Below are 24,281 nucleotides of genomic sequence, written 5' to 3'. Positions count from 1 at the left end.
TCGTCATGAACGCTTGGCTGGCCACTGTTGTTGGCGACACCGCTGCCCCTATCGTGGGATTTGTTCTTCTTTTTCTTCTGGTGATTGCGCTGCTCCTTATCGTCTTCGCGATCCTGCGGCGGGTGACGGGCGGAACTTTCGTTGCCGGCGGCCGCAACAGGCAAGTGCGCCTGTCGGTTACCGACGCGGCCGCCGTCGACAATCGCCGGCGGCTTGTACTGGTCAGGCGCGACGATGTCGAACATCTGATCCTGATCGGCGGTCCGAGCGACGTGGTCATCGAGCAGAATATCCGCCAGTTCGCCAAGCAACCTTCGCGCCTTGAGCCGACGGCACCCGCAGCTGAACCCGAACCAAGGCCAGCAAACGGCGCTGCGGAAACGCCGCGCGCCCAGCCGGTCGCGCCGGCCGCGCCCACGGCGCGGGTCGCACCACCGGCTCCGCCCGTGCAACGCCCCGCACCACCCGTTCAGGCAGCGCAGCCGCCCCAGATACCACTGCGCCCGGCTGCACCACAGCCGGTTTCGCCGCCCAGGGATCTGCGCCTTGCCGAGCCTCCGAAGCACGCTCAGGCACCCGCACCCGTTCCCTATGTAACAATCACTCCTGAGGCAGCTCCACCGCAAGCAACTGCACCGGCGGTCGAAACTCCAACGGTCAGCGCGCCGGCGCACGACAACGGCAATGGCTGGCAGCGAACCGCATCGCCATCTTTCGGCGCTCCCCGAAACGAGCCGACGGTTGAGACATCGGCGCCTGCGCGTGAGGCGTCTCCGGAAACCAGGACGACGACTGCTGCTGCCTTTCCCTTTGCAATACGCAACGAGCCGGCATCACCCGCGTCCAATGAACCGACCCTCGAAATTCTTGGCCTTACGGACACTGAAGAGCCGGAAGTTTCACTCGGCGATTTGGATTTCAAGGACGCATTCGAAACCGATCTCGAAGGCGAACTCAATATCGCGCCTGGTGACAAGGAAGAACCCAAGAAGACCGACAATATCGAAGACGAGATGGAGCGCTTGCTTGATGATCTTTCCAAGCCGGAAAAGCGCTAGGAGACTTTCGACAACTTCACCCTGATGGGCATTTATTGCTACAAAAAGAAAGGCCCGGAAACCCGGGCCTTTCTTTAAATCAATCTTGTCAGCTCAATCGTCGCGGTAAACTTTCTCGCGTCGTTCGTGACGTTCCTGAGCTTCGATTGACAAGGTTGCGATAGGACGTGCGTCCAGACGCTTGAGGCTTATCGGGTCCCCTGTCTCTTCGCAAAATCCATAAGTTCCATCGTCGATACGCTGCAAAGCAGCATCAATCTTGGAGATCAGCTTGCGCTGGCGGTCACGTGCGCGCAACTCGATGGCGCGGTCAGTTTCGGAGGATGCGCGATCTGCGATATCTGGCAAGTTCGCATTTTCCTGCTGCAGGATTTCAAGCGTTTCACGCGCTTCCCGCAGAATGTCGTTTTTCCAGTTGATCAGTTTTTCACGAAAATAGGATTTCTGCCGATCACTCATGAAGGGCTCGTCATCCGTGGGCTTATAGTCAAGATCGATAAGTTCATTCATCTTTGAATCACCCTGCACCTATGAGACGCGAGGAGGCCTATATAGGTCGTGTCACATGGCCACACAACTACAAAAAGACATGTAAATCAAAGAAAGGGACCCCGGAAATTTGCTCAAATTATTGGCAAAACCGGCAACATTTCCCAATTTTCTGAACCGAAAGATGAAGAAATAAGGGTAAATTTGGTCATTTGTAGCTCCAACGCACTACTACTGGTTGTAGCCTGCCTTGCAAAAACGCACGCCGCACAGAATTTTCGCAAGGAGGTTTTGCACAATAAAGTGATTATTTTCACATTTGCGGCAGACATTTATCGACTATTTGTGTCTTCTCGTGAAGCATGACACCCTATCTAGCAACGGACTCAGTGGAGTTAACAGATGAGCCAAGTCTATTTGCTCCGCCACGCGAAAGCAGTCTGGCCCTCTCCCGGCCAGAAAGACTTCGACCGGACACTGGATACTGACGGCATCGAAGCCGCAAAGGTTCTTGGACAGGAGCTCAGGCGCTCCGGGCTGAAACCGGAGATCGTCTTGTGTTCACCGGCGATCAGGGCAAGGCAAACCCTCGAATACGTCAACCTGGAACCACCCTTCGTCCTTGATGAAGCCGAAAAGCTTTATTCGGGCGGTCCCGACGCTTATCTCATGGCAATTCGGATGGCCGGGCTTGAACATGAAACAGCCAATTCGGTCATGCTCGTCGGCCACAATCCAATGATGGAGGAACTGGCCATCGCCCTCGCCGGTCAGGGTAACCCACCATCGCATCCGACCTTCACGTCCGGCTTTCCAACGGCTGGGCTTGCTGTCATCCAGTTTGATAGCCCGCTCGCTGAAATCCGTCCTGGAACGGGCACGTTACAAGCATTCTTCTCCCCCTCTGAACATCTCTGAAGACCGATTTCTTGCCATTGAGCCGGCCTCGTCCCATATGGCTGAAATTGTGACTGCGGCCATAGGACGGTTGAATTGGGAACACTGACCACACTTACCGACGAAGCGAAGATCGTACTGGATACGTTGGCGGACCGGACAAGTGCGCTGGTTTCCCCATCGCTGCGGCTCGGCGTCACCGGTCTTTCCCGCGCCGGCAAAACCGTCTTCATCACGGCATTCGTGCACAATCTGATCCATGGCGGGCGCCTTCCGCTGTTCGAGGCGCAGAAATCCGGACGCATTGCCCGCGCCTATCTCGAAGAGCAGCCCGACGATGCCGTCCCGCGCTTCCAATATGAAGATCATCTCAAAGCACTGATCGATGAGCGGATCTGGCCGGATTCGACGCGCGCGATATCCGAACTGCGCCTGACAATCGAATATGAATCGGCCTCGATGTGGAACCGCATGTTCTCCGGCGGCAAGCTTTCCGTCGACATTGTCGACTATCCGGGGGAATGGCTGCTCGACCTGCCGCTGCTCGGCAAATCCTACGCTGAATTTTCCAAGGGCTCCTTCGAACTGGCGCAGCAGCCGAGCCACCGTGACCTGGCAACGGACTGGCTTAGGATGGCGGATAGCGCCGATCCGGATTCTCCGGCGGACGAGATGACAGCGCAGCGCCTTGCAAAGAGCTTCACCGATTACCTCAAAGCCGGAAAGGCCGATGAGCGCGCCCTCTCGACGCTGCCGCCCGGCCGCTTTCTTATGCCGGGCGATCTCGAGGGTTCGCCAGCGCTTACCTTTGCACCGCTACCGAATCTTGGTACCGGAAAGCACCGGCCCGGAACGCTCGGCGCGATGATGGAACGGCGCTATGAGGCCTACAAAACGTATGTGGTGAAGCCTTTTTTTCGCGAGCATATTGCCCGGCTCGACCGGCAGATTGTTCTCGTCGATGCCATGCAGGCCATGAATGCGGGCCCGGCAGCGGTTGCCGATCTTGAACGGGCGCTAACGGAAATTCTCTCCTGCTTCCGCCCCGGCAGCACCAATTTCCTGACGGGCCTGGTGCAACGGCGCATCAGCCGCATCCTTGTTGCGGCAACGAAGGCCGATCACCTGCACCACGAAAGCCACGACCGGCTGCAGGCTATTGTCCGCCGTCTCGTCGATCGCGCGGTCAGCCGTGCCGACTTTTCCGGCGCGAGCGTCGATGTGCTGGCGATGGCGGCAGTACGCACTACACGCGAAGCGACAGTGACACAGGGCAAGGAAACACTGCCCGTCATCGTCGGAACGCCTCTCAAGGGCGAAACCATCAATGGCGAACAGTTCGACGGCAAGACGGAAACAGCCATATTTCCCGGTGACTTACCGGAGAAACCGGATTCAATTTTTGAACAGGCGGAATCAGTTTCGGAAGATCCGGCCATCCGCTTTGTCCGCTTCCGTCCTCCCCGGCTCGAAAGGACAGCGGAGGGCTTCACGCTGTCCTTGCCGCACATAAGGCTCGATCGCGCGCTACAATTCCTGATCGGAGATCGCCTCGCATGACGGATCAAAACCATCGCAAGCCCGCGTCTTTTCGCATCGACCAGCCGCAGCAGGCAGAAACCCCACGCAAGGCTGGTTCCGGCTCGGCACAGCAGCGACGGCCCACAGGGATCAAGGATGTCGCTGTCATCACACCGGCAGCAGTCGATGTGTTCGATCTCGACACGACGACCGCAAACGAACTCGACGCGCTGACTCCGCCGCCAGCGATGGTGCACAAGAAGCGCTTTTCCTTTGCGTCCCTGTTGACCGGAGCGCTTGGCGTACTGGTGTCGCTGGCGCTTGGCCTATGGGCTGATAATCTCATTCGCACATTGTTCGAGCGCGCGCCATGGCTCGGCTGGGTGGCGCTGGGTGTCACGGTTCTAGCATTCTTTGCCCTGTTTGCCATTGTCATAAGGGAAGGCCTTGCGCTGCGCCGCCTCGCCTCCGTGCAGAGCCTGCGCGACGAGGCCGCCAAGGCAGCAGCCGACAACGATGCTCGCGCTGCCAAGGCTGCCGTTGCCAAACTGACGTCCATTGCAGCGACCCTCCCTGCCACAGCCAAAGGCCGGGCTATGCTGCATGACCTGCGCGACGATGTGATCGACGGGCGCGATCTGATCCGGCTCACGGAAACCGAGCTATTGCGCCCGCTCGACCGGCAGGCACGCGACATGATCCTTGCCGCATCCAAACGCGTATCCATCGTCACGGCGGTCAGTCCGCGTGCGCTGGTCGACATTGGCTATGTGGTGTTCGAATCGGCGCGCCTCATCCGCCGCCTCTCGGAGCTCTATGGCGGTCGGCCCGGCACACTCGGCTTTCTGAAACTCACTCGCAATGTCATCGCGCATCTTGCCGTGACCGGCACCGTGGCGATGGGCGACAGCATCATCCAGCAACTGGTGGGTCACGGCTTGGCGGCGAAATTGTCCGCGCGGCTCGGCGAAGGCGTCATCAATGGCCTGATGACAGCGCGCATCGGTATTTCCGCCATGGATCTGGTGCGTCCCTTCCCCTTCAATGCCGAAAGGCGCCCTGGAATCGGCGATTTCATCGGGGATCTGGCGCGGATCGGGGGCACAAAAAAGGACTAAACTGCACTTTGTCGGCGTTCTGGGGTTGTAATTTTATTCGGAGCAAGTTTTGTGGGGATGACAACCATCCGTTAACCATTCCGGACGATGATTGCCGCACGTGCCCCATTCCAATAATTTGTGTTGAGTCTTGTCGATGAAAAGAAGCGCAGCAGCCGCTACCCTCTCCCTGTTCGCCTGCGCGCTCTTCGCGTTGCCGGCGCAAGCCAAGGACAAGGACGCGGAATTCTTCCAGACTATTGAAGGCCAATGGGTTGGTCCCGGCGAGATCGTTGCCGGCAAGTACAAGGGCACCAAGTTCACCTGCACGCTCGATGGCACGACGCCTGAGCAAAAAGCAGGCATGACACTGGATGGCAGTTGCCGCGTCGGCATTTTCAACCAGCCGATGAAAGCAACGATTGTGCGCGCAGGCAACAGCTACAAGGGCAGTTTCCTTGATGGCTCCGCTGGTAAGGGCCTCGACATCACCGGCGGCAATGTTTCGGGCGACCGCGTCGTACTCGCAATCAGCCGCAAGCAGTTGAACGGTGCAATGCAGGCGAAGTTCACCGGTGACAATACCATGAACGTCACCATTTCCGTTCGCCTCGAGGATCAGCTGATCCCGGTTGTCGGCATGACGCTCAAGCGGGTCGATGCGACCGCAGTCGGCAGCATCGCCAAGAACTAGTCTTATTGCGTTTCGCCCTGACGCCACCAGCCCGCATCATTGCGGGCTTTTTCTATGCCGCTCCTGTCGCAGAGCCTTGACCACTCAGCGACTGACTTGCCGCTGATCAGCAATTCCGGGGCGATATCGGCAAGCGGGACCATCACAAAGGCCCGTTCGGTCATACGTGGGTGCGGCAGCAACAATGTCGGACTCTCAAACGCCTCCTCGCCCTCATAAGCAAGAACATCGATGTCGATGATGCGTGGCCCCCAGCGCTCGATGCGCTGGCGCTTCATGCGTTTTTCGATATCGAGGCAGGTGGCAAGCAGCGCCTCCGGTTGGAGTGAGGTCGTGACCTCGGCACAGGCATTGTGAAACCAGGCCTGGTCAATTACGCCCCACGGCGGCGTGCGATAGACCGGCGACACCGCCAGAACGCGCGTGTCACTCCGCCTGTGCAATGCGCGCAATGCCTTCGCCATGGAAGCCACTGGATCGCCGATATTGCCGCCTAGCCCCAGCCAGGCCCTTCGCATCGACATGCTCAACTTCGCTGGCGGCGCGCGTTCAGCACGGCGTCCGCCAGGGAAAGAGCACTCCGGTTCATTGCAACATCATGCACCCGGAAGATATCCGCGCCGGCTAGCCGCAGGATCGCCGAAGAGGCGGAAGTCGCAACATCCCGCTGTTCAGCCTCGCCGCCCGACGTTGCGCCGAGGAACCGTTTGCGCGAGGTGCCAACGAGGAACGGGTAGCCAAATGCCGAAAGTTCGGCGAAACGGTCCATCAGTGCGATGTTTTCGGCCGTATCCTTCGCAAAGCCGAATCCGGGATCAAGCACGATCTGATCGCGCGAAACACCGGCAAGTTTGGCGATTTCCAGCGACCGGTTGAGGAATGCAAACTGATCGACGATGACATCCGGGTCGCGTTCACGCTCGCGCCCCGTATGCATGATGACGAGGCCGGCGCCGGTCTCCGCGGCCAGATCGGCAATGGCAGGCTCGCGCTGAACGCCCCAGACATCGTTGACGATGTGGGCCCCGGCGGCAACAGCAAGGCGAGCAGTTTCCTCACGATAAGTATCGACGGAGATGATGACATCCGTCTCCTTCACCAGCGCCTCGATCACCGGCAGCACGCGAGATTGTTCGACAGCGGGTTCAACCCGCGTCGCGCCGGGACGGGTCGACTCACCGCCGACGTCGATGATCGACGCGCCCCCAGCCATCATCGCACGCGCACCGGCCAATGCCTGGTCGAGCGAGTAATGCAGTCCGCCATCGGAAAAAGAGTCCGGCGTAACATTGAGAACGCCCATGATCAGCGCTCGATCCCCCAATGTCAGAGACCGGCCATGTGCCAGCTTCCATTCCCGTTGCATCGGCGCGCTCCTTGAACTTCACAAATCCTTGTCCTGTTTTTGATCAGAACGTGCGCAACGTCAATTCATCTGCAATGTTTTTGACGGTAGGGTCAGGATCGGGCAGACTTGGCTGAAAAGGAAATACCAAATGCACATTCTTGCCAAAGCTGCGTCGCTCGGTGTGGCACTTTTCATGGCCATGCCGGCCGCTAATGCGGCAACAGTCTTGCGAAAGTACGAGTATTTTTCCCTGAACGGGCGCACCGCAGCAGATCTCGATCGCGAATTGTATCGTCGCGGTCCGCTACTGCAAAAGACGGGACAGCGTCACCCTGGCATGACGAAGATGCGTTTCGACAGCCGGATCAAGTATGGTTCCAATGGCAGCAGCTGCCGTGTCGTCGAAACCAGCATCACGGTCCACGCGCATGTATACCTGCCACGGTGGAAGCAGCGGCGCACGGCAAAGCCTGACCTCGCCATGGTCTGGGACACGCTGTCCGCGGATATCAAGCGGCATGAGGAAAGCCATATCTCGATCGCCCGCACCGCCGCTGGCGATATGGAGCGCCAGATCAAGGCGCTCCCCTGGCGCAGCGATTGCCCTACCATGAAAGCCGACATCGATGCCCTGACGGCGAAGCTGATGCTGCAGCACGACCTTGCGCAGGTCCAGTTCGACAAAGTCGAGGCAATCAACTTCGAAGATCGTTTTGGGCGGCTTCTAACCTACCGGATCATTCGCGAATTCGGCAAAAACCCTTAACTAACGCCCAGCTTCTTCTGCAAGCTGGTCGATGATGTGGTGTATTGGAAGACAATCCGTTCGTTCGGGCTGACGATGTGCTTTGCCGCCTGGGTCATCAGCGCCGCTTCGTGGAAGCCCGAGAGGATCAGCTTCAGCTTGCCCGGATACGAGTTGATATCGCCGATTGCGAAGATGCCCGGCTCCGAAGTCTCGAACGTCTCGACGTTCACCGGAATGAGGTTCTCATTGAGATTGAGACCCCAATCGGCGATTGGCCCGAGCTTCATCGTCAACCCGAAGAAGGGCAGCAGGCGCGTGACGGGAATGTCGACTTCGCCTTCATTGCCCTTGATCGTTGCGTGTGAGAGCTGCCCGCCCTCACCCTTCAGGCCGGAAACCTGGCCGAGTTCAAAACGGACGCTGCCGCTTTCGACCAGTTCGAACATCTTCTTGACGCTGTCAGGCGCGGCGCGGAATTCGGCGCGGCGATGGACGACAGTGAGGCTGCGTGCGATCGGCTGCAGGTTCAGCGCCCAGTCGAGCGCAGAATCACCGCCGCCGACAATCAGGATATCCTCGCCGCGGAATTCTTCCATGCGGCGCACCGAATAGAAGACGCTCTTGCCCTCATAGGCTTCGATACCCGGAACCGGCGGACGTTTTGGCTGAAACGAGCCACCGCCAGCAGCGATCACGACCACCTTGGCTTCGAATACTTCCGCCTCGTCGGTTTCGACATGGAACGAGCCGTCCGCCTGGCGCTCCAGCTTTGTCACCATGCGGTTGAAATGGAACTGCGGCGAAAACGGCTTGATCTGCTCCAGCAATTTTTCGGTGAGATCGTGCCCGCTGATGATGGGCCATGCCGGAATGTCATAAATCGGCTTTTCCGGATAGAGCTCGGCACACTGGCCGCCAGGACGGTCGAGAATATCGATGAGGTGGCATTTGAGATCGTAGAGGCCAAGCTCGAACACCGCGAACAGGCCAACAGGCCCAGCGCCAATGATCACAACATCGGTTTTGATAATCTCGCTCATCGAAAATTCCTCATGCCAGGACCTTCTGCATGCCGTGCAGATAGAAAAAGGGATAATGGCTGGCGCGTTCATGACGCACGGGCTGCACAGCGCGTAACGATTGCATTGGCCAAGGTCAAGACAATGCGTACGGCCGTCACGGCAAAAGGGCCGGCTCGGCGATTATTCTAATCGGTGGATGAGAAAATATCAGCTAATTAATCAAGCCTGACGCTCTGGAACATGTACGACCAGCCCCTCCAGATCATCCGAAACGCGAATCTGGCAGGACAGGCGCGAGTTAGGGCGAACGTCATAGGCGAAATCCAGCATGTCCTCTTCCATGGCTTCGGGCTCGCCGGTCACGGAGGTCCAATCTTCGTCGACATAGACATGGCAGGTTGCGCAGGCGCAGGCGCCGCCGCACTCCGCATCGATGCCAGGCACCGCATTGCGGATGGCATTTTCCATCACGGTCGAGCCGTTTTCTGCGTTCGCTTCAATACGCACGCCATCGAAGGTGACAAACGTGATCTTTGCCATAAGAAATGCCCCAAGCAGGAAAGTTAACGCTGACATAGGGATTTGGACAGGGAAGTCAATTGTACTCCCTGACGCAGCCTTAAGGCATGACGCACGCTTGTCCCGGAATGCAGGAAGCCAGACTAGCCCAGCATGTTAACGCGTGATTGCCGCAATATAATCGCGTACATCGTCGATGACTCGGTGCAGGTCTTTGATCTTTCTGGTATCGGAGGGTGCCTGTTCGATCGCCTCCGCCATTTCAGCAACGCGAAACGCACCGATGGCACGGGCAGAACCCTTCAATGACCTGGCAAGACGCACGCGTTCGTCCGTATTGGCGTGAGTCAGGCGATCGACGATACCGCATATCTGGCGGGAAAACAGGTTGAGGATTTCGATTTCGAGAGCCCTGTTGCCAAAGGTTTCACGCGTCAGATGAACGAGATCGATGGGCCGCTTGCGGGATGGCTTCGATGTTTCGCCACCGGGTAGTGCGAAGGCCATCGAAGCTTGTTGTGGCAGTGCCATTGGTACACTCCTGAACGCTTTTACAATTTGAACTGACAAGTTTACTCAAATGCCGCTGATTCAAGGTTAAAACGAGGCAAGCGCTGCGCCGAAATGGCCAGTTATGGTGAACGTTTGGTAAATTTTGATGTTCGCGTGAAATTTCGATCGACCTCAAAAAATTAACCTTGTGTTTAAACTTTTAAGCATTTCCCGAATCCATTGTTTCTTTCCAAGCCATGTGCCAGTACGATACACTAGCGGCGTAAAGAGTATGGCGCGGTGGGCTCCACATGTGGTCACCGTCCAATATTGTGAGGTAAACATGGCCACAGCCCCGAAAAGCAAAGCAGTGAAGACCGAAGACGAACTTGGTCAAGCTCTTGAAAAGGCTCTCGAAATTGACTTCGACGAGTCGACGCTTGGGATGGATATGGATTTGTCGCCTGTCGATGACGATCTCTTGTCCTTCACTGATCTGGAAGCGCAGATTTCACAGGCAGCCCAGGAGCTTGCAGCGGAAAAGCACAACCCGCCTGCAACCCCGGAACCGGTGAAAGCCGCTGAAGTCAAGGCACCAGTAGTAGTGGAACCACCTGTTCCGCTCCCGGCGCCCAAGCCCCAGATCAAGGCTGCAAACCCTATTCCGGCAGCTCCGCCCGCTCCGCCAAGGGCGCCGGCGGTTCCGACACAGACATTCAAGCCGGCAAACGACGATTTGCTGCAGACGTCCACCACGTCACGCCCGACGACAACCGTACAGGCACCCAAATCGTATCGCCTTGCCACTGCGATCGTCAGCATCCTTTGGGCTGGCGGTATGTTTGCCCTCGGCAATGCCCTCTACGGTTCTTCAATCCGGTCGATTCGCTCGTTCTCGGACTTCGCCGCAGCGCCATATGCTATCGGTTTGGCCGTCGCCATCATTGTGCCGATCATGCTGTTCTGGGCGTTTGCCCTGATGGTCCGTCGCGCCCAGGAAATGCAGTATGCCGCGCGCTCCATGGCTGAAGCGGCCATGCGCCTGTCCGAGCCGGAAATGCTCTCGTCTGACCGGGTTGCCTCATTGGGACAAGCCGTGCGCCGCGAAGTGGCCGCGATGAGCGAAGGCGTCGAACGCACCCTCGCCCGCGCCGTGGAGCTTGAGACGCTGGTTCAGACCGAGGTCAACCAGCTCGAACGTGTCTACACGGACAATGAATTTCGCATCCGCACACTTGTCGACCGGCTCGGCGGCGAGCGCGAATCGGTCATTGGCCATGCCGAACGCGTCCGCGCTTCGATCTCGAGTGCCCATGAACAGCTAAAGGATGAACTGTCGCAAGCCGGTGAATCGCTGCGCGAAAATCTCTCCAACGCCTCGACCAACCTGACCATGTCGATCAGCCAGTCTGGTGAGACGCTTATCGACCGTCTTACCCAGAGCGGCCAGGCGATCTCGGAATCCATTACCTCGCGTTCCGACGACATCTCGCACAAGATCAGCACTTCCGGCGAAGCCTTTGCAAACCTTCTGGAAATGCGCATTGCCGCATTGTCCGAGCAGACCGATACCGTAACGATGAAGCTGGCCGATACGCTGGATGGCCGCACCAACAGCATGCTGTCGCTGCTTGGTAACGCCACACAGACGTTGGTCGGCGAATTCGACACGCGCCTCGCCGGGCTCGACACAACGATCAACGAACGCGGCCGCTCGCTCCTCGCCGAGTTCGAGACACGCGCTCAATCGCTCGATACCAGCACCGAGCGTCTCAATTCAGCCCTTGAAGCCCGTGCGCGCCAGATCAACGAACAGTTGATCGAGCGCACCCGCGATATCGCCAAGACCTTCACCGACGGCCGTGCTTCGATTGACGGTATCGTCGACGAGACCAAGGCCAAGATCGGCAATGACCTGTCGAGCCTGTCGGAATCGGTCGGCAGCCTGCTCTCGACGAATGCGGCAGCCTTTGCCGACAAACTTGTTGAAAGCCGCGAAGCGCTGGCAGCCACGCTGTCGGGCGAAACAGAGCGCGCCGCTTCGATCATCAGCCAGCATGCAGGTCAGATTGGCGATCATACGTCAAACCTGAAGAGCGTTCTGGAAAGCAGCACATCTTCTATCGGCCAGATCATCGAAGGTCACACCTATTCCCTCGACAATCGGACTGCAGGCCTGCGCGCCGCGCTCGACGACAATGATGCACGCATCGGCGCGACACTCGAGCAGCACGCCAAGGCAATCGAAGACCGCACATCCGGCATGCATGCGGCCTTCTCCGACACGGACGAGAAGATCCGTCAGACCCTCGACGAACATGTTCGCACGATCGACTCCCGCAACGGACAGATCGAGGCGGCAATCCACGCCAACGACGCAAGGATCGGCCAGACGCTCGACGCCCATGCCAAGATCATGGACGACCGCACATCAGGCATGCGCGTTGCATTCGTCGACACGCACGCCAAGATCGCACAGACGCTTGACCACCACGCCAAGAGCCTCAACGAGCGCAATCAGGAAATCCAGCTGGCGCTTTCCAGCAGCGATATCAAACTCGGCGACACACTTTCCGCCCATACGCAGGCTATCGATTCCCGCAATGCGGAAATCCAGGCGACACTGCTCAACAGCGGGGCGCGCATCGATGATACGCTCGGCGGCTTCATCGACTCCGTGGACGATCGCACCAACCGTATCGAATCGGCACTGACCAGCAGTGATGCACGCATCAGCGATGTTCTTGCATCCCATGCCAGCGCCATCGAGGATCGTACAGCTGGCATCGAACAGGCTTTGAGCAACAGCGATCAGCGGATCGGCCAAACCCTCGCCTCGCATGCCTCCGCACTTGATGAGCGGACGGCTGGCATTCAATCGGCGCTCGAAAACACCCATTCACGCATTGGCGAGACGCTTGCCCAGCACGCGAACGTTATCGATACACGTACGGCGGGCATTCGCTCCATTCTCGATGACAGCAATGCTCGCATCGGCGAAACGCTTACCAAACACGTCACGGATATCGATGCACGGACGGCCGGTATTCGCTCCGTTCTTGACGGCAGCAATGCGCGCATTGGCGAAACACTTGCCCAGCACGTCAACGATATCGATGCACGGACGGCCGGTATTCGCTCCGCTCTTGAAAACAGCAATGCAAGCATCGACGAAACGCTTGCAAAGCACGCAGGCGATATCGAAGCGCGCGCGGCAGGCATTCGCTCCTTGCTCGAAAACAGCAACGGAGAGATCAGCGACACTCTTGCTTCGCATATCAGCGTGCTCGACGAACGCGCTGCTGCGATCAGGGCAGCCCTCTCCGAAAGCGACTCTCGTATCGGCGATACGCTCAACACCCATGCTAGCCAGATCGATGACCGCATCAGCGGCATCCGGGCAGCCATGGAACAGGGCACAGCTGCGCTTGACCGGACGCTGGACAATCAGGCCAGTGCGATCAGCGACCGCACCGTTGCGCTTCAGGCTGTGCTCCAGGACAGCGCCGAAGTACTGGCGAAAGCCTTCGAGAACCACGGCGGAACCATCGATGAACGCACGACGACCATGCAGGACGCGCTCGCCATCGGCGTCGACAATGTGCGCAAGTCGCTGGAGCAGAGCGCTTCGGTCGTTGCGCGCAGCCTGCGCGACAAGATCTCCGAGGCCGCCTCTTCCCTTACCGGCGAGGCACAAAAGGCCGGCGAAGCGCTTGATGGTCATGGCGAGGCATTCAGCCAGCGCATGAACGAAAGCCTGGCGCAGACAGAAATGCGTCTTGGTGAGCGTGCACGTGAAGCTGCGGCCAATCTGGAAGCGCTTGAAGCGCGCTTCTCTGCGGCAACGGATTCGACTGCATCCAAGCTTGCCGAGAGCACCCGCGAACTCAATGAAGTTCTCGCTGCCCGTTCGCAGGAGATCATTGGCATCCTCGACAATACGGCACAGCCTCTGGTCGACAGCCTCGCAGACAATGGCCGTACGCTGGCTTCGCAGCTCGTTGAAGCGACAACAGCGGCAACGGAACGTCTGCGCGTCGAAAATGCAGCCTTGATCAATGCCATCGCCAGCCGCACGGCAGAAACCATCACGGCCGTCCAGGCCGCGAAGGCGGGCCTCACGGACGACGTCAGCAATCTGATCGACCGCCTCTCCGCTTCCAACGCAAAGCTGGGTGAGCTGATCGATATGGCTACCAAGAATCTTGGTGACATCGACGGACGTCTCCTGGATACGACAACTGCCTTCGCCGAAAATGCGACCAAGGCGGCAGAGTCGTTCCAGACCTCGACCCGCCTCATCGATGGCAATCTCGGCAAGCTGTCACAGCTGTCGAACTCAACGCTGACAGACATCGCCTCCATCGCCAAGCGCTTCGAAGATCATGGCAGCATGCTCAATGCAGCGTCCGAGCTGATCAACGCATCGCAGACGAACCTCGCTTCGACCTTCGATGAGCGCCAGGAAGCCCTGCAAAATCTTGCAGCCGGACTGGTTGCGAAATCCGAGGGCATCGAAAAAACCATGCGTTCGTTCGAATCGCTGGTTTCCTCGGCTTTCGATCGCGCCGAAGGCCGCGCGACGCAGACGACCGAACAGATCCGCAATTCGATCTCGGAAGTCGTCGAACAGGCGTCGCAGAAGTTCGCCAACGCAACGGACGAAATCCGCCGGTCTTCCGCGGCTATCCGCGCAGAATTGGAGGAAACCCGTTCCGAATTGCAGCGCGGCGTCATGGATATGCCAGAAGAGGCAAAGCAGTCGACCGCGCAAATGCGAAAGGCTGTGTCCGAGCAGATCAACGCCCTGAAGGAACTGTCGGAAATCGTTCAGAAATCCGGCCGCCTCACCGATGTCGGCGAAGCGCGCGTAGTACGCGGTTCGGCCCGTGCAGCGGTTGCTGTCGCAGCTCAGCCTCAGCAACGCAGCGAGCCTGTCGCCGCGCCGCAGCCTCAGGCAAATGCACCTGCACCAGCAACTGCAGCTCCGGCAATTCGCGGGACCCTCGACGTACGGGGCAACGCGGCGCCTGCACGTCCTGCTGGCAATGGCTGGGTGTCGGATCTGCTTCGCCGCGCTTCGAGCGACGAGGCACAGGTCGAGCCAACGGCAAAGACCCCTGACGCCGGCGGCCGTTCGCCCGGCCAGGTTGTCGAATCCCTCAACTCATTGTCGATCGACATCACCCGTGCGATCGATCACGAGGCTTCGGTCGAGCTCTGGCAGCGCTATCGTGCCGGTGAGCGCAATGTGTTCACCCGCCGCCTCTATACGCTGAAGGGGCAGCAGACATTTGACGAGATCAAGCGCAAGTATCAGGCGGACAGCGAATTCCGCCGCGCCGTCGACCGTTACATGGACGATTTCGAACGCCTGCTCGAAGATGTGACCCGCAACGACCGCGACAATGTCATGACGCAAAATTACCTGACGTCAGACACCGGCAAGGTTTACACGATGCTGGCACATGCGAGTAACCGCCTGCGGTAAAAACAGGTTCATAACGACACAAAAAAACGCGGCCTTAGAGCCGCGTTTTTTATTTTGGGGGAAACATGCTTGCAAAACGAGGGAGATAACCCGCTAAATAACTGACAGCGTCCAGGTCACGATTTCGCTTGTGGCATTGTCGAATGCACGATCAAGAGCGGCGATATAGGATGCATTACCCGTGCCGCCTACTGGCGATGTCGAGCGGAAAACCCGCGATGCACGAACCGTTCCATTCTTGTCATTGAGGATCTTGATCGCGATTTCAACCACACCGGTTTCACCGGCCGAGGCATCGATATTGAAGGTGCGGATTTCGCTGATGACCTGGTAGTCGATGGCAAGGCCATCGCCGGGACGGCCAACGCCGCCAAGACGGCCTGTGCTCTCGAAAGCCTGAGCCAGACGCGACTGCACGATATTCGGCAGGCGGTCGGCCCACTGCGCACCTTTAAGAAAGGAAATCGAATTCGGACCGGACCGGACCACGACGTTTTCGCCATCGAGCGCCTTCAGGGCGGATGGTGCAGCAATCAGGATCTGGCGGCCCTGCTTCTTTGATGAAGTCACGGAAGGCGAGGCACTGGAAAGATCAAAAGTATCAAGCTTCTTGGTGCTGGCGCAGGCTGAAACGGACAAGACCATCAGCAGAGCGGCAACTGTCGTTCTTGAATTCACCAATGCCCCTGCCCCTGCGAAAACGTGATGATTCCGTTAGCCTTTCATGCGATGCGAACTTGCCAAAGTCAACGGCGTGTGCGGCCGTCATATTCAGGTACATTGCCACCACCACCGAAAATCACGCGCTGTGGATTTTTTTCCAGATCCGTTATTGCCCGTTCGATGCGCTGGACCGATTGGCGGCTCTCAGTGACGAGCGCCTGCACATCGCGCAGACCCTGGCCGGAGAACCGGTTAAGATTGTCTGTGATCGGCCCGAGCTTCGCATTCAGATTGTCGGCTACTGCCCGATAGGATTGCATCGTTTCACGCGCTTCCCTGACGACGCTGCCATCCTGATCCGAAAGCTGCTTGTCAAGCTTGGCCAGAACGCCGTCGACCCGGGTCGATGCCGAATTGAGGCGCGTCATCATTTCCCGAGCCTCCTTGACCACCGCCTGTACATCCTCGGCGCTCTGACTGAACTTGTCGATGACCTCCGAATTGTTGGCGAGCGCATCGGTAAACTTCTTCGTATTGTTGACCGTATCGACAAGTGGCCCCTTCACTTCCGTGATGAAGCTCTCGATCGAGCCCACCGCGCCATCGACACGCTCAAGAATGGTCTGCGCCTTTTGCAGCAGGTTGTTCACCACGGAAGGATCGGCGTCCATGCGGGCGATCTGGTCGTCCTTGGCAGCTTCCTCAAGCAAATTCGGCTCGTTGAGCTTGCCGCCCTTGAGCTCAATGAAGGCCTGTCCGGTCAGGCCGGCGAAACCCAGCGTCGCCTGGGTCGAACGAGTGATCGGTGTGGTTGCATTGACTTCTGTCTGAGCAATCACCGCATCGGGATTGTTGGCGTCAATGAACAGGCGCCGCACACTGCCGACCTTGATGCCGTTGAAAAGAACCTGGCTGCCTTCGGAAAGGCCGGTGACAGAACCGACAATACGAATTTCGAGGGTAGCGGTTTCGCTCCTGTCGCCATAACGGGCAATCCAATAGACGAATCCGAAAGCAAGAGCGCAGATCACCAGCGTGAAAATACCGACCAGGACATAGTTGGCTTTGGTTTCCATTGATTACTTTACCTGACCCTCTTGCCCCTGGATGGGCTGTGGCGTGGTCCGATCGCCTCCCGATCGCCGCCTGCTCTTGCCGTTGCTGACGATCTGGCGTGCACGCTTGCCGCGGAAATATTCCTGAACCCACGGATCATCAAACGCCAGCATGTCTTCGATGGTTCCCTCAACGAGAACCTTCTTCTTACCCAATACCGCGATTCGGTCGCAAACTGCGAACAGGCTGTCGAGGTCATGGGTCACCATGTAGACCGTCAGCCCCATCGTATCGCGCAGATTGGCGATAAGCTCGTCGAAGTCCGCAGCGCCGATCGGATCGAGACCCGAGGTCGGCTCATCGAGAAAGACGATCTCGGGATCGAGCGACAGCGCGCGGGCCAGTGCAGCGCGCTTGATCATGCCGCCTGACAGCTCCGAAGGGTATTTTTCCGCCGTATCGGGCTTTAGTCCGACCAGGTCAATCTTCAGGCGCGCGAGTTCATCCATCAGCCTTTGCGGAATATCGAGATACTCGCGCATAGGCACTTGAATATTCTCCATCACAGTCAGCGACGAGAACAGCGCACCATGTTGAAAAAGCACGCCCATGCGCATGTCGACGCCGAGCTTCTCCTGCTCCGAAGCACGGTCAATGTCGTGACCGAATATGCTGATCTTGCCGCTTTGCTTCTGGTTCAGGCCTAAAATTGCCCGCATCAGTACCGACTTGCCCGTACCGGATGCGCCGACAAAGCCAAGAATCTCGCCGCGATAAACGTCAAGTGACAGATTATCGAGGATCTTCGACGCGCCGAATGAAACGCTGACATCCTTTACCGAAAGGATGACTTCCTTTGCCTCTCGCTCGTGGTCCTGTCTGTTTGCTGTCGGAGTCATGCGCCCTGGCGGTCCTGGCTCAAAAATTGATCGATGCGTAGAAGATCGCGAAAATACCATCGACTACGATAACGACGAAAATGGATTTGACCACGGACGCAGTGACGCGCTGTCCCAGCGACTCTGCACTGCCGCCAACTTTCATGCCTTCCACCGAAGCCATGATGCCGATGATCATCGCCATGAAAGGTGCCTTGATGAGACCGGCCAGATAGCTCGACAGATCGATGGCGTCGCGCAACCGCTGAATGAATGCATCCGGTGTGATGCCGGAGTAAGCCCAGGTGATTGCCATTGCGCCGGCAAGGGCAGCGAAGTCGGCGATGATCGTCAGCAATGGCAGGGAAATGACCAGCGCCACGAGGCGCGGGAACACCAGGACACCAACCGGATTGAGGCCGATGACTGTGAGCGCGTCAGTTTCTTCGCGCATCTTCATCGAGCCGATTTCGGCGGTGATCGCGCTGCCGGACCGGCCCGCAATCATGATCGCTGTCAGAAGCACCCCGATCTCACGCAACACTAGAATACCGACGAGATCGACCACGAAAATCTCGGCGCCGAAATAGCGCAACTGAAATGCGCCCTGCTGCGCAATGATTGCTCCGATGATCGTCGACATCAGGACGACCACGGGCACGGCACCGATACCCATGCTGTCGATCTGATGGACAATGGCTGCGGGCCTGATACCGCTGCGGCCACTCCCCTTCATCTGGGCGCCGCGTACGGTCGCACCGAGGATATGCATGGATTTGATAAAATCGCCGCCAAAGGCATAGACGGTCTTGCCGATCGTCTCCAGAAAGCGAATCAGCAGCGACGTATGCTGGACTGGAACAATGTCCTCGGGGGCTGCCGCAGCTTCACCCACTGCCTCGAACAGGGCGCCCCAACTTGCGGATTGCCCTTCGATCGTGACCTGTTTGCCCGCCTTTTCAAACGTGGTGCGCAAACGTTCAACCAGCCAGGTGCCGGCTGTATCCAGCAATTCGACACCCGAAAGATCGATCACAGCACTGGAAAAGCCATTGTCGTGACCAATTTCACGCATGCGCTCGTCGACGCGGCGGACATTACGTGTGGTCCATGCACCGGAAAGGGCGATCGTCGCGCGATCACCATCCTTGCTGAATTCAACGTGAGGCGGCGCTGCGGTAGAAGCACTTGAATTGTTTGCTCTATCGGTCAACATCACACACACATATCGAGTCTCTTGGCTGATGTCACTTGAACAATTAAGGCGTGTAAAATGGCACTGAAAATGGAGATAACGGTTGAGCGTTGGCCCATAGCGGGGACGTTTACGATCTCGCGCGGCTCGAAAACAGAGGCTGCTGTCGTGGTCTGCATTCTGACCAATGGCGACTATGCGGGACGCGGCGAATGCGTACCCTATGCCCGATATGGCGAAAGCCTGGACTCTGTTTGTGCCGAGATCGAAAAGCTGCGTGATGCCTTGATCAACGGCGCAACGCGGCGGGATCTATCAACCCTGATCAGCGCTGGTGCCGCCCGTAACGCGATCGATTGTGCATTGTGGGATCTCGAGGCCAAGCGCAGTGGCATGTCTGTTGCCGATCTTGCCGGTGCTTCGCCTCTGCGCGACCTGACGACGGCAGTCACAATCTCCTTTGGCGATACGCAGGCAATGGCTGCCTCTGCAAGGGCCTTCGCCGACCGCCCCTTGATCAAGGTAAAGGTTGGCGGCGAGAACGATGCGGAGCGCATCCGCGCCGTCGCCGAAGCCGCACCCTCAAGCCGCATGATCATCGATGCGAATGAGGGCTGGACCAACGACAACATCGTCGAAAATATGCTGGCGGCGGCAAAGGCCGGCGTGGTGCTGATAGAGCAGCCTCTTCCTGCCGGAAACGACGCGATCCTCGCGAGCATACCGCACCCGGTGCCGGTCTGCGCCGACGAGAGCGCCCATGGCACGGACGATCTGCACACATTGCTTGGCCGCTATGACAGTATCAACATCAAGCTCGACAAGACAGGTGGCCTGACCGAGGCGCTGCGCATGCAGAAGCGCGCCCGCGAGCTTGGCTTTGGCATCATGGTCGGCTGCATGGTCGGAACGTCGCTGGCGATGGCTCCTGCAGTGCTCGTTGCCCAGGACGCGGATTTCGTGGATCTCGATGGTCCGCTGATCTTGAAAGACGACCGCAAGCCAGGTCTGGTATTCAATGGCAGTCGCGTTTCACCGCCCAAACCAGAATTGTGGGGCTAGGCTTCTCGTTGTTCCAGTTTCAGCGAGACATTGGCAAGCGTCAGACCGCAAGCCGCGAGCACGACCATCACATAGAAGCCGTAAATGCCCGTCGCGCTGTAGAGCGGGCCGGAAGCCATTGTGACGATTGCCAGCGCTGTGCCGATAAAGAAGGTCGATAGACCCTGCGCCGTGCCACCGCGTTCCTCGGGTATCGTCAGCGCTATCATTTTCTGCATGCCAAGGAATGAAAGTGCAAAGGAAAAGGCGTGCAGGCTCTGGACCACGAGAAACCCGGTAACGCCGAGGCCGCCTGGCGCAATGAGCGGAAAAACGGCCCAGCGGAACATCGCCACTGTCGAGCCAATCATCAGGACTTTGGCCGGATGAAGGCGGCCGAAAAGCCGGCGAAAACAGGTGAACATGATCACTTCCGCCACGACGGAAATCGACCACAGCGTTCCAATCATGGTTTCCTCGATACCGATCGATTTCCAATAGATCGCGGAGAAACTATAGCCATAGGCATGACTGGCCTGGGTAATGCCGGTGGCAATCAGAAAGGTGACGAAGGCTGGCCTGCGCAGTGCCCTGCCCGCGTCCGCAATATCGACATCGGAAAGAGGAGACAGGCGGCGCGGCTTGCCGATGCGCGGCACAACGAAGCTCATGACGCAGGCAGCAATCAGCGTGCCCATCAGTGCCCATGGAATGATGTGTTCGCCCACGTTCTGGATGAATATGCCGCCCACGAAGGAGGTGAGCAGAAACGAGATCGATCCCCAGACGCGCATTCTGGCAAAATCAGCGCCGTAGCGGCGCACGCCTGACAAAGCGATCGTATCGGCAAGCGGCACCTGCGAGGTCCATGGTGGCGCCAGCATCAGTGAAACGATGAGAATTCCGATGAAACCGAATGGCACAAAGTAAAATGCAGCGACGATAGCGGCTAGTGCCGTTGCTATGCTCAGAATATGCGCCCGGTCGTTTGAGCGGTCCGCGAGCATCGAAACCAGCGGTGCTGCAATGACCCGCACGAATAGCGGCATGGACAGGACGATGGCGATTTGCGTCGGCGTCAGGGACCGATATTCGAGCCACAGCGGAAAATACGGCAGGTGCAATCCGCTTGACATGAAAATTGCGAAATAGGCCAGTGCAACCCGCAGCTCGAATCGAGGCGGCTTCTCCTGGTAAGTGTCCGCTGAGGCGGCGGCTATCATTCGAGGGACTTTCGGAAGATCAGAATGGCCCAGGCAGAATCGCAACCCTGCGTTGCCTGAATTTTCGAACTAACACGAAATTTCCCAAGCGCCTAGAAACGCTCGGAATTTGTTATGCGATTTCCTTCCCAATTTAGACTTTGTGCCAATTGAACTCCAAATTCACGCCCTTCACAGTTGTTGGCCCATCAGAGCTTTTCCCATCAGTTCCTGAATTTGAAAAACCCAACACGATAGGTTATATTAAGAATGGTTATCGTCTATCGGGAATACGGGCTGAGCGTGGCTATTTTTTTGAATGACCATGAACCGCCACATGTGCATGTATTCGGCGATCGTCATGCCAAAATTGGTTTGGCGGGAGCTGACGGCAGGCCTTACTTGATTTCGCATTATAAAATGAAGCGGAATGATGTTCGACGCGCGATTGCCATTGTGAATGAACATCAAATCTTTTTGCTCGCAAAGTGGAGAGACTTTCATGGCTGAATTGACCGATGCCGAAATCGATGCCGCAGGGGAGCGTGGCAGAAGAGAGCGAGAAACCGAACCACGAGCCCGTAATGCCTATTATGATCGCGAAAGCGACCGTATCGTCATCGATCTGGTGAATGAATCGACGTTCTCGTTTCCGCCACACCTCGCGCAGAATCTCGAAACTGCAACGGCTGATCAACTTGCGGCAGTCGAAATCATCGGCGACGGGTTTGGTCTACATTGGGAAGAGCTTGATACTGATTTTACAGTTGCAGGCTTGGTCTCAGGTATTTTTGGGACACAAGCGTACCTAGCACGACGGGCCGGACAGGCCACATCACCGGCAAAGGCAATAGCTTCCAGAGCAAATGGCGCGAAAGGCGGACGGCCGCGAAAAGCTGCCGGAAGATGAATTCCTTTACCGCGCCGAAACAGCGCGACTGGATTTCAACTTGCTTGCCGCGAGCTCCCTCGTACCGCCAATTGTCGTCAGCACGCTTTCGAAAATATCGGCGCAGGCTTCCCAGCTGAACCCCTGGAGCCTGACGTCCGGGTCGACCCGCCCCATTTCCAGCGCACCCAAGGCGGCTTCCTGCAAGTTGTCTGACAGAACACCTGCCCCGGAGGCGCCAATAACGTCCTTTGGACCGGGTACGGGATAGCCAGCGACCGGAAGACCGCAGGCAATCGCCTCCAGAAGCACCAGACCGAATGTGTCGGTGCGGCTGGGGAAAACGAAGACATCGGACCCAGCATAGAGACGGGCAAGCTCTTCACCCTCTTTCTTGCCCGCAAATACTGCTTTTGGATATTTCCGCTTCAACTCTTCCAGATCAGGACCATCGCCGACGATAAGCCTGGTTCCGGGCAGATCGAGAGACAGGAACGCTTCGAGGTTTTTTTCCGGAGCAACCCGGCCGACACAGAGAAAAATCGGTCGCGGCAGTTTGAGATCCACGTCCGGCTGGGGCCGAAAGAGTTCGCGGTCCACGCCGCGAGTCCACACCTTGAGCGTGTCGAAGCCTCGCGCCAGCAGTTCGTCATGGATCGATTGCGTGGGAACGAGGCAGGTTTCAGCGGCATTGTGAAAGCGCCGCAGGAAACGATAGGACCAGGAAAGCGGGACCGGCAGCCGTTCGCGCAGGTATTCTGGAAAGCGCGTATGAAAGCTGGTGGTAAAGCGCCATTTGTTCTTCAAGCAAGCCCGCCGCGCCATGATACCGAGCGGGCCTTCCGTGGCGATATGGACGAAAGCCGGCTGGAGCGCCTCTATCCGCGCCTTGACTGCGAGCGGGTAGGTCAATGCGAGGCGGATTTCCGGATAGGTCGGGCAGGGAGCTGAACGATAATCTGCGGGCGAGATGATCGTCACTTCAAAGCCGCGCACCTCCATCTGCTCGCGCAGCTTGGTCAGCGTCCGCACCACACCATTCACCTGGGGGTGCCAGGCGTCCGAAACAATGACAAGCCGTTTTGGCTGGGCGCTTCGCTCAGGCCGCATTCGCCGCCTTTGGACGCTTGTCGTCCAAACGAACGACCGGTGCGAAACCGGCCTGCTCGCCGATAAGATGCGTCCACGACAGAAGCTCCATCCGACCATCATGATGTTCGACAATGGCGGTGCAGCTCTCCACCCAGTCGCCAGTATTGATGTACTCAATACCATCGATCTGCTCGATCGTAGCATGGTGGATGTGACCGCAAATCACGCCGTCAGCGCCAATACGCCGTGCTTCATCGGAAACCACTGTCTGGAACGAACCGATAAAGTTCACGGCTTTCTTGACACGAAATTTTGCCCAGGCCGAAAAAGACCAGTAGCGCAAGCCGAGCATGCGCCGCACCTTGTTCATGACCGTGTTGATGGCGAGCGCCGCGTCGTAGGCCCAGTCGCCAAGATAGGCGATGTGCCGGGCGTTGCGCACGACGACATCGAACTGGTCGCCATGGATGACGAGGAATTTCCTGCCATCTGCTGTCTCGTGCATCGTCCGGTCCATGACTTCGATGCCGCCGAAATGCGTTCCCTGAAAATCACGCAGGAACTCGTCATGGTTCCCGGCGATATAGAGGATGCGGGCGCCCTTGCGGCTCTTGCGCAAAAGCTTCTGGACGATATCATTGTGTTCCTGCGGCCAATGCCAGTTGCGCCGCAGGCGCCAGCCATCGACAATATCGCCAACCAGATAAATCGTATCGGCATCATGGTATTTCAGAAAATCCAGGAGAAAACTCGCCTTTGCGCCTTTCGATCCGAGATGAACATCGGATAGAAAGAGTGTGCGAAACTTACGGGCCTCGTTCTCGACCATGATGCTGATCTCCGTTCAGCGCTGACGCAAATGCGTCCAGTTGCGCTGACACAAACCCGA

Annotated in this window: 23 protein-coding genes; 10 read left to right on the top strand and 13 right to left on the bottom strand. The window is 57.9% G+C overall.

All coding sequences use genetic code 11. The features are described from left to right. Positions 1–5 precede the first annotated feature (5 nt). Positions 6–1,058 carry a flagellar biosynthetic protein FliO gene (locus BLM14_RS06425; protein WP_099998618.1) on the top strand — a complete coding sequence of 351 codons (1,053 nt, stop codon included), beginning with the start codon at positions 6–8 and terminating at the stop codon, positions 1,056–1,058. 93 nt (positions 1,059–1,151) lie between these two features. Here the strand turns inward: BLM14_RS06425 and dksA are convergent, their stop codons facing one another. Further along, positions 1,152–1,568, bottom strand: coding sequence for an RNA polymerase-binding protein DksA (dksA, locus tag BLM14_RS06420; RefSeq protein ID WP_027231664.1), 417 nt, complete (start codon positions 1,566–1,568; stop codon positions 1,152–1,154). Between the two features lie 381 nt (positions 1,569–1,949). Between dksA and BLM14_RS06415 the strand changes: the two genes are divergently transcribed. From BLM14_RS06415 to BLM14_RS06400, 4 genes are all read left to right on the top strand, one after another. Continuing rightward, a complete protein-coding gene (locus tag BLM14_RS06415; protein ID WP_099998617.1) occupies positions 1,950–2,465 on the top strand; it encodes a SixA phosphatase family protein in 516 nt (171 codons plus the stop codon). A gap of 75 nt (positions 2,466–2,540) precedes the next feature. Then, positions 2,541–4,004: a YcjX family GTP-binding protein gene (locus BLM14_RS06410; RefSeq protein ID WP_099998616.1), complete on the top strand. Its 1,464-nt coding sequence runs from the start codon at positions 2,541–2,543 to the stop codon at positions 4,002–4,004. Further along, complete coding sequence (locus tag BLM14_RS06405; RefSeq protein ID WP_099998615.1) at positions 4,001–5,083, top strand: YcjF family protein; 1,083 nt, start codon at positions 4,001–4,003, stop codon at positions 5,081–5,083. Before BLM14_RS06410 ends, BLM14_RS06405 begins: the two co-directional genes overlap by 4 nt. 136 nt (positions 5,084–5,219) lie before the next feature. Further along, positions 5,220–5,756 carry a hypothetical protein gene (locus tag BLM14_RS06400; protein ID WP_099998614.1) on the top strand — a complete coding sequence of 179 codons (537 nt, stop codon included), beginning with the start codon at positions 5,220–5,222 and terminating at the stop codon, positions 5,754–5,756. Positions 5,757–5,758: 2 nt separating this feature from the next. On the opposite strand, the gene folK is transcribed toward BLM14_RS06400, so the two are convergent. Both folK and folP read right to left on the bottom strand, forming a co-directional pair. After that, the gene (gene folK, locus BLM14_RS06395; protein WP_099998613.1) at positions 5,759–6,280 is read right to left on the bottom strand and encodes a 2-amino-4-hydroxy-6-hydroxymethyldihydropteridine diphosphokinase; all 522 of its coding nucleotides are present in this window, start codon (positions 6,278–6,280) and stop codon (positions 5,759–5,761) included. A gap of 2 nt (positions 6,281–6,282) precedes the next feature. Beyond that, the gene (folP, locus tag BLM14_RS06390; RefSeq protein WP_099998612.1) at positions 6,283–7,122 is read right to left on the bottom strand and encodes a dihydropteroate synthase; all 840 of its coding nucleotides are present in this window, start codon (positions 7,120–7,122) and stop codon (positions 6,283–6,285) included. Between the two features lie 130 nt (positions 7,123–7,252). Here folP and BLM14_RS06385 point away from each other — a divergent pair, with 130 nt between their 5' ends. Then, the gene (locus tag BLM14_RS06385; RefSeq protein WP_099998611.1) at positions 7,253–7,870 is read left to right on the top strand and encodes a DUF922 domain-containing Zn-dependent protease; all 618 of its coding nucleotides are present in this window, start codon (positions 7,253–7,255) and stop codon (positions 7,868–7,870) included. On the opposite strand, the gene BLM14_RS06380 is transcribed toward BLM14_RS06385, so the two are convergent. From BLM14_RS06380 to BLM14_RS06370, 3 genes are all read right to left on the bottom strand, one after another. Further along, the gene (locus tag BLM14_RS06380; RefSeq protein ID WP_099998610.1) at positions 7,867–8,892 is read right to left on the bottom strand and encodes an NAD(P)/FAD-dependent oxidoreductase; all 1,026 of its coding nucleotides are present in this window, start codon (positions 8,890–8,892) and stop codon (positions 7,867–7,869) included. The two genes, BLM14_RS06385 and BLM14_RS06380, sit on opposite strands and share 4 nt — an antisense overlap. A gap of 201 nt (positions 8,893–9,093) precedes the next feature. Then, positions 9,094–9,414, bottom strand: a complete 321-nt coding sequence (locus tag BLM14_RS06375) for a 2Fe-2S iron-sulfur cluster-binding protein (RefSeq protein WP_099998609.1) — start codon at positions 9,412–9,414, stop codon at positions 9,094–9,096. A 135-nt stretch (positions 9,415–9,549) separates the two neighbouring features. Further along, positions 9,550–9,924, bottom strand: coding sequence for an Hpt domain-containing protein (locus BLM14_RS06370; RefSeq protein ID WP_237143473.1), 375 nt, complete (start codon positions 9,922–9,924; stop codon positions 9,550–9,552). 304 nt (positions 9,925–10,228) lie between these two features. Here BLM14_RS06370 and BLM14_RS06365 point away from each other — a divergent pair, with 304 nt between their 5' ends. Next, complete coding sequence (locus BLM14_RS06365) at positions 10,229–15,376, top strand: apolipoprotein A-IV repeat region-like domain-containing protein (RefSeq protein WP_162293140.1); 5,148 nt, start codon at positions 10,229–10,231, stop codon at positions 15,374–15,376. Between the two features lie 93 nt (positions 15,377–15,469). On the opposite strand, the gene BLM14_RS06360 is transcribed toward BLM14_RS06365, so the two are convergent. The 4 genes from BLM14_RS06360 to BLM14_RS06345 form a co-directional block, all read right to left on the bottom strand. Further along, entirely contained in the window at positions 15,470–16,021 is a 552-nt protein-coding gene (locus BLM14_RS06360) for an ABC-type transport auxiliary lipoprotein family protein (protein ID WP_100001064.1), read from the bottom strand. 101 nt (positions 16,022–16,122) lie between these two features. Further along, positions 16,123–17,115 carry an MlaD family protein gene (locus tag BLM14_RS06355; RefSeq protein ID WP_099998607.1) on the bottom strand — a complete coding sequence of 331 codons (993 nt, stop codon included), beginning with the start codon at positions 17,113–17,115 and terminating at the stop codon, positions 16,123–16,125. Positions 17,116–17,118: 3 nt separating this feature from the next. Then, a complete protein-coding gene (locus BLM14_RS06350) occupies positions 17,119–17,994 on the bottom strand; it encodes an ABC transporter ATP-binding protein (RefSeq protein WP_099998606.1) in 876 nt (291 codons plus the stop codon). Between the two features lie 19 nt (positions 17,995–18,013). Next, complete coding sequence (locus BLM14_RS06345) at positions 18,014–19,189, bottom strand: ABC transporter permease (RefSeq protein ID WP_099998605.1); 1,176 nt, start codon at positions 19,187–19,189, stop codon at positions 18,014–18,016. Positions 19,190–19,246: 57 nt separating this feature from the next. On the opposite strand from BLM14_RS06345, the gene dgcA reads away from it, so the two are divergent. Next, positions 19,247–20,230, top strand: coding sequence for an N-acetyl-D-Glu racemase DgcA (gene dgcA / locus BLM14_RS06340; protein WP_099998604.1), 984 nt, complete (start codon positions 19,247–19,249; stop codon positions 20,228–20,230). On the opposite strand, the gene BLM14_RS06335 is transcribed toward dgcA, so the two are convergent. After that, positions 20,227–21,432: an MFS transporter gene (locus BLM14_RS06335; protein WP_099998603.1), complete on the bottom strand. Its 1,206-nt coding sequence runs from the start codon at positions 21,430–21,432 to the stop codon at positions 20,227–20,229. The two genes, dgcA and BLM14_RS06335, sit on opposite strands and share 4 nt — an antisense overlap. A gap of 249 nt (positions 21,433–21,681) precedes the next feature. On the opposite strand from BLM14_RS06335, the gene BLM14_RS06330 reads away from it, so the two are divergent. Both BLM14_RS06330 and BLM14_RS06325 read left to right on the top strand, forming a co-directional pair. Continuing rightward, positions 21,682–21,921 (top strand): DUF4160 domain-containing protein, encoded by a 240-nt coding sequence (locus BLM14_RS06330; protein ID WP_099998602.1) that lies wholly within the window; start codon positions 21,682–21,684, stop codon positions 21,919–21,921. After that, a complete protein-coding gene (locus BLM14_RS06325) occupies positions 21,914–22,321 on the top strand; it encodes a DUF2442 domain-containing protein (protein WP_099998601.1) in 408 nt (135 codons plus the stop codon). Before BLM14_RS06330 ends, BLM14_RS06325 begins: the two co-directional genes overlap by 8 nt. Before the next feature lie 6 nt (positions 22,322–22,327). Here the strand turns inward: BLM14_RS06325 and BLM14_RS06320 are convergent, their stop codons facing one another. Next, positions 22,328–23,410 (bottom strand): glycosyltransferase family 4 protein, encoded by a 1,083-nt coding sequence (locus BLM14_RS06320; protein WP_099998600.1) that lies wholly within the window; start codon positions 23,408–23,410, stop codon positions 22,328–22,330. Beyond that, a complete protein-coding gene (locus BLM14_RS06315; protein WP_099998599.1) occupies positions 23,400–24,221 on the bottom strand; it encodes a UDP-2,3-diacylglucosamine diphosphatase in 822 nt (273 codons plus the stop codon). Before BLM14_RS06315 ends, BLM14_RS06320 begins: the two co-directional genes overlap by 11 nt. Between the last annotated feature and the right edge of the window lie 60 nt (positions 24,222–24,281).

It is taken from the genome of Phyllobacterium zundukense, from assembly GCF_002764115.1.
In the GTDB taxonomy this organism is placed as follows: Bacteria; Pseudomonadota; Alphaproteobacteria; order Rhizobiales; family Rhizobiaceae; genus Phyllobacterium; species Phyllobacterium zundukense.
Note: the sequence above shows the minus strand (reverse complement) of the source record. Positions and strands in the feature narration are given on the sequence as shown.

Bases quoted from the DNA above. Each gene is read 5' to 3' on its own strand.
- BLM14_RS06425 (WP_099998618.1), top strand. From the start codon at position 6: ATGAACGCTTGGCTGGCCACTGTTGTTGGCGACACCGCTGCCCCTATC.
- dksA (WP_027231664.1), bottom strand. From the start codon at position 1,568: ATGAATGAACTTATCGATCTTGACTATAAGCCCACGGATGACGAGCCC.
- BLM14_RS06415 (WP_099998617.1), top strand. From the start codon at position 1,950: ATGAGCCAAGTCTATTTGCTCCGCCACGCGAAAGCAGTCTGGCCCTCT.
- BLM14_RS06405 (WP_099998615.1), top strand. From the start codon at position 4,001: ATGACGGATCAAAACCATCGCAAGCCCGCGTCTTTTCGCATCGACCAG.
- BLM14_RS06400 (WP_099998614.1), top strand. From the start codon at position 5,220: ATGAAAAGAAGCGCAGCAGCCGCTACCCTCTCCCTGTTCGCCTGCGCG.
- folK (WP_099998613.1), bottom strand. From the start codon at position 6,280: ATGTCGATGCGAAGGGCCTGGCTGGGGCTAGGCGGCAATATCGGCGAT.
- folP (WP_099998612.1), bottom strand. From the start codon at position 7,122: ATGCAACGGGAATGGAAGCTGGCACATGGCCGGTCTCTGACATTGGGG.
- BLM14_RS06385 (WP_099998611.1), top strand. From the start codon at position 7,253: ATGCACATTCTTGCCAAAGCTGCGTCGCTCGGTGTGGCACTTTTCATG.
- BLM14_RS06380 (WP_099998610.1), bottom strand. From the start codon at position 8,892: ATGAGCGAGATTATCAAAACCGATGTTGTGATCATTGGCGCTGGGCCT.
- BLM14_RS06375 (WP_099998609.1), bottom strand. From the start codon at position 9,414: ATGGCAAAGATCACGTTTGTCACCTTCGATGGCGTGCGTATTGAAGCG.
- BLM14_RS06370 (WP_237143473.1), bottom strand. From the start codon at position 9,924: ATGGCACTGCCACAACAAGCTTCGATGGCCTTCGCACTACCCGGTGGC.
- BLM14_RS06365 (WP_162293140.1), top strand. From the start codon at position 10,229: ATGGCCACAGCCCCGAAAAGCAAAGCAGTGAAGACCGAAGACGAACTT.
- BLM14_RS06360 (WP_100001064.1), bottom strand. From the start codon at position 16,021: ATGGTCTTGTCCGTTTCAGCCTGCGCCAGCACCAAGAAGCTTGATACT.
- BLM14_RS06355 (WP_099998607.1), bottom strand. From the start codon at position 17,115: ATGGAAACCAAAGCCAACTATGTCCTGGTCGGTATTTTCACGCTGGTG.
- BLM14_RS06350 (WP_099998606.1), bottom strand. From the start codon at position 17,994: ATGACTCCGACAGCAAACAGACAGGACCACGAGCGAGAGGCAAAGGAA.
- BLM14_RS06345 (WP_099998605.1), bottom strand. From the start codon at position 19,189: ATGTTGACCGATAGAGCAAACAATTCAAGTGCTTCTACCGCAGCGCCG.
- dgcA (WP_099998604.1), top strand. From the start codon at position 19,247: ATGGCACTGAAAATGGAGATAACGGTTGAGCGTTGGCCCATAGCGGGG.
- BLM14_RS06335 (WP_099998603.1), bottom strand. From the start codon at position 21,432: ATGATAGCCGCCGCCTCAGCGGACACTTACCAGGAGAAGCCGCCTCGA.
- BLM14_RS06330 (WP_099998602.1), top strand. From the start codon at position 21,682: ATGGTTATCGTCTATCGGGAATACGGGCTGAGCGTGGCTATTTTTTTG.
- BLM14_RS06325 (WP_099998601.1), top strand. From the start codon at position 21,914: ATGGCTGAATTGACCGATGCCGAAATCGATGCCGCAGGGGAGCGTGGC.
- BLM14_RS06320 (WP_099998600.1), bottom strand. From the start codon at position 23,410: ATGCGGCCTGAGCGAAGCGCCCAGCCAAAACGGCTTGTCATTGTTTCG.
- BLM14_RS06315 (WP_099998599.1), bottom strand. From the start codon at position 24,221: ATGGTCGAGAACGAGGCCCGTAAGTTTCGCACACTCTTTCTATCCGAT.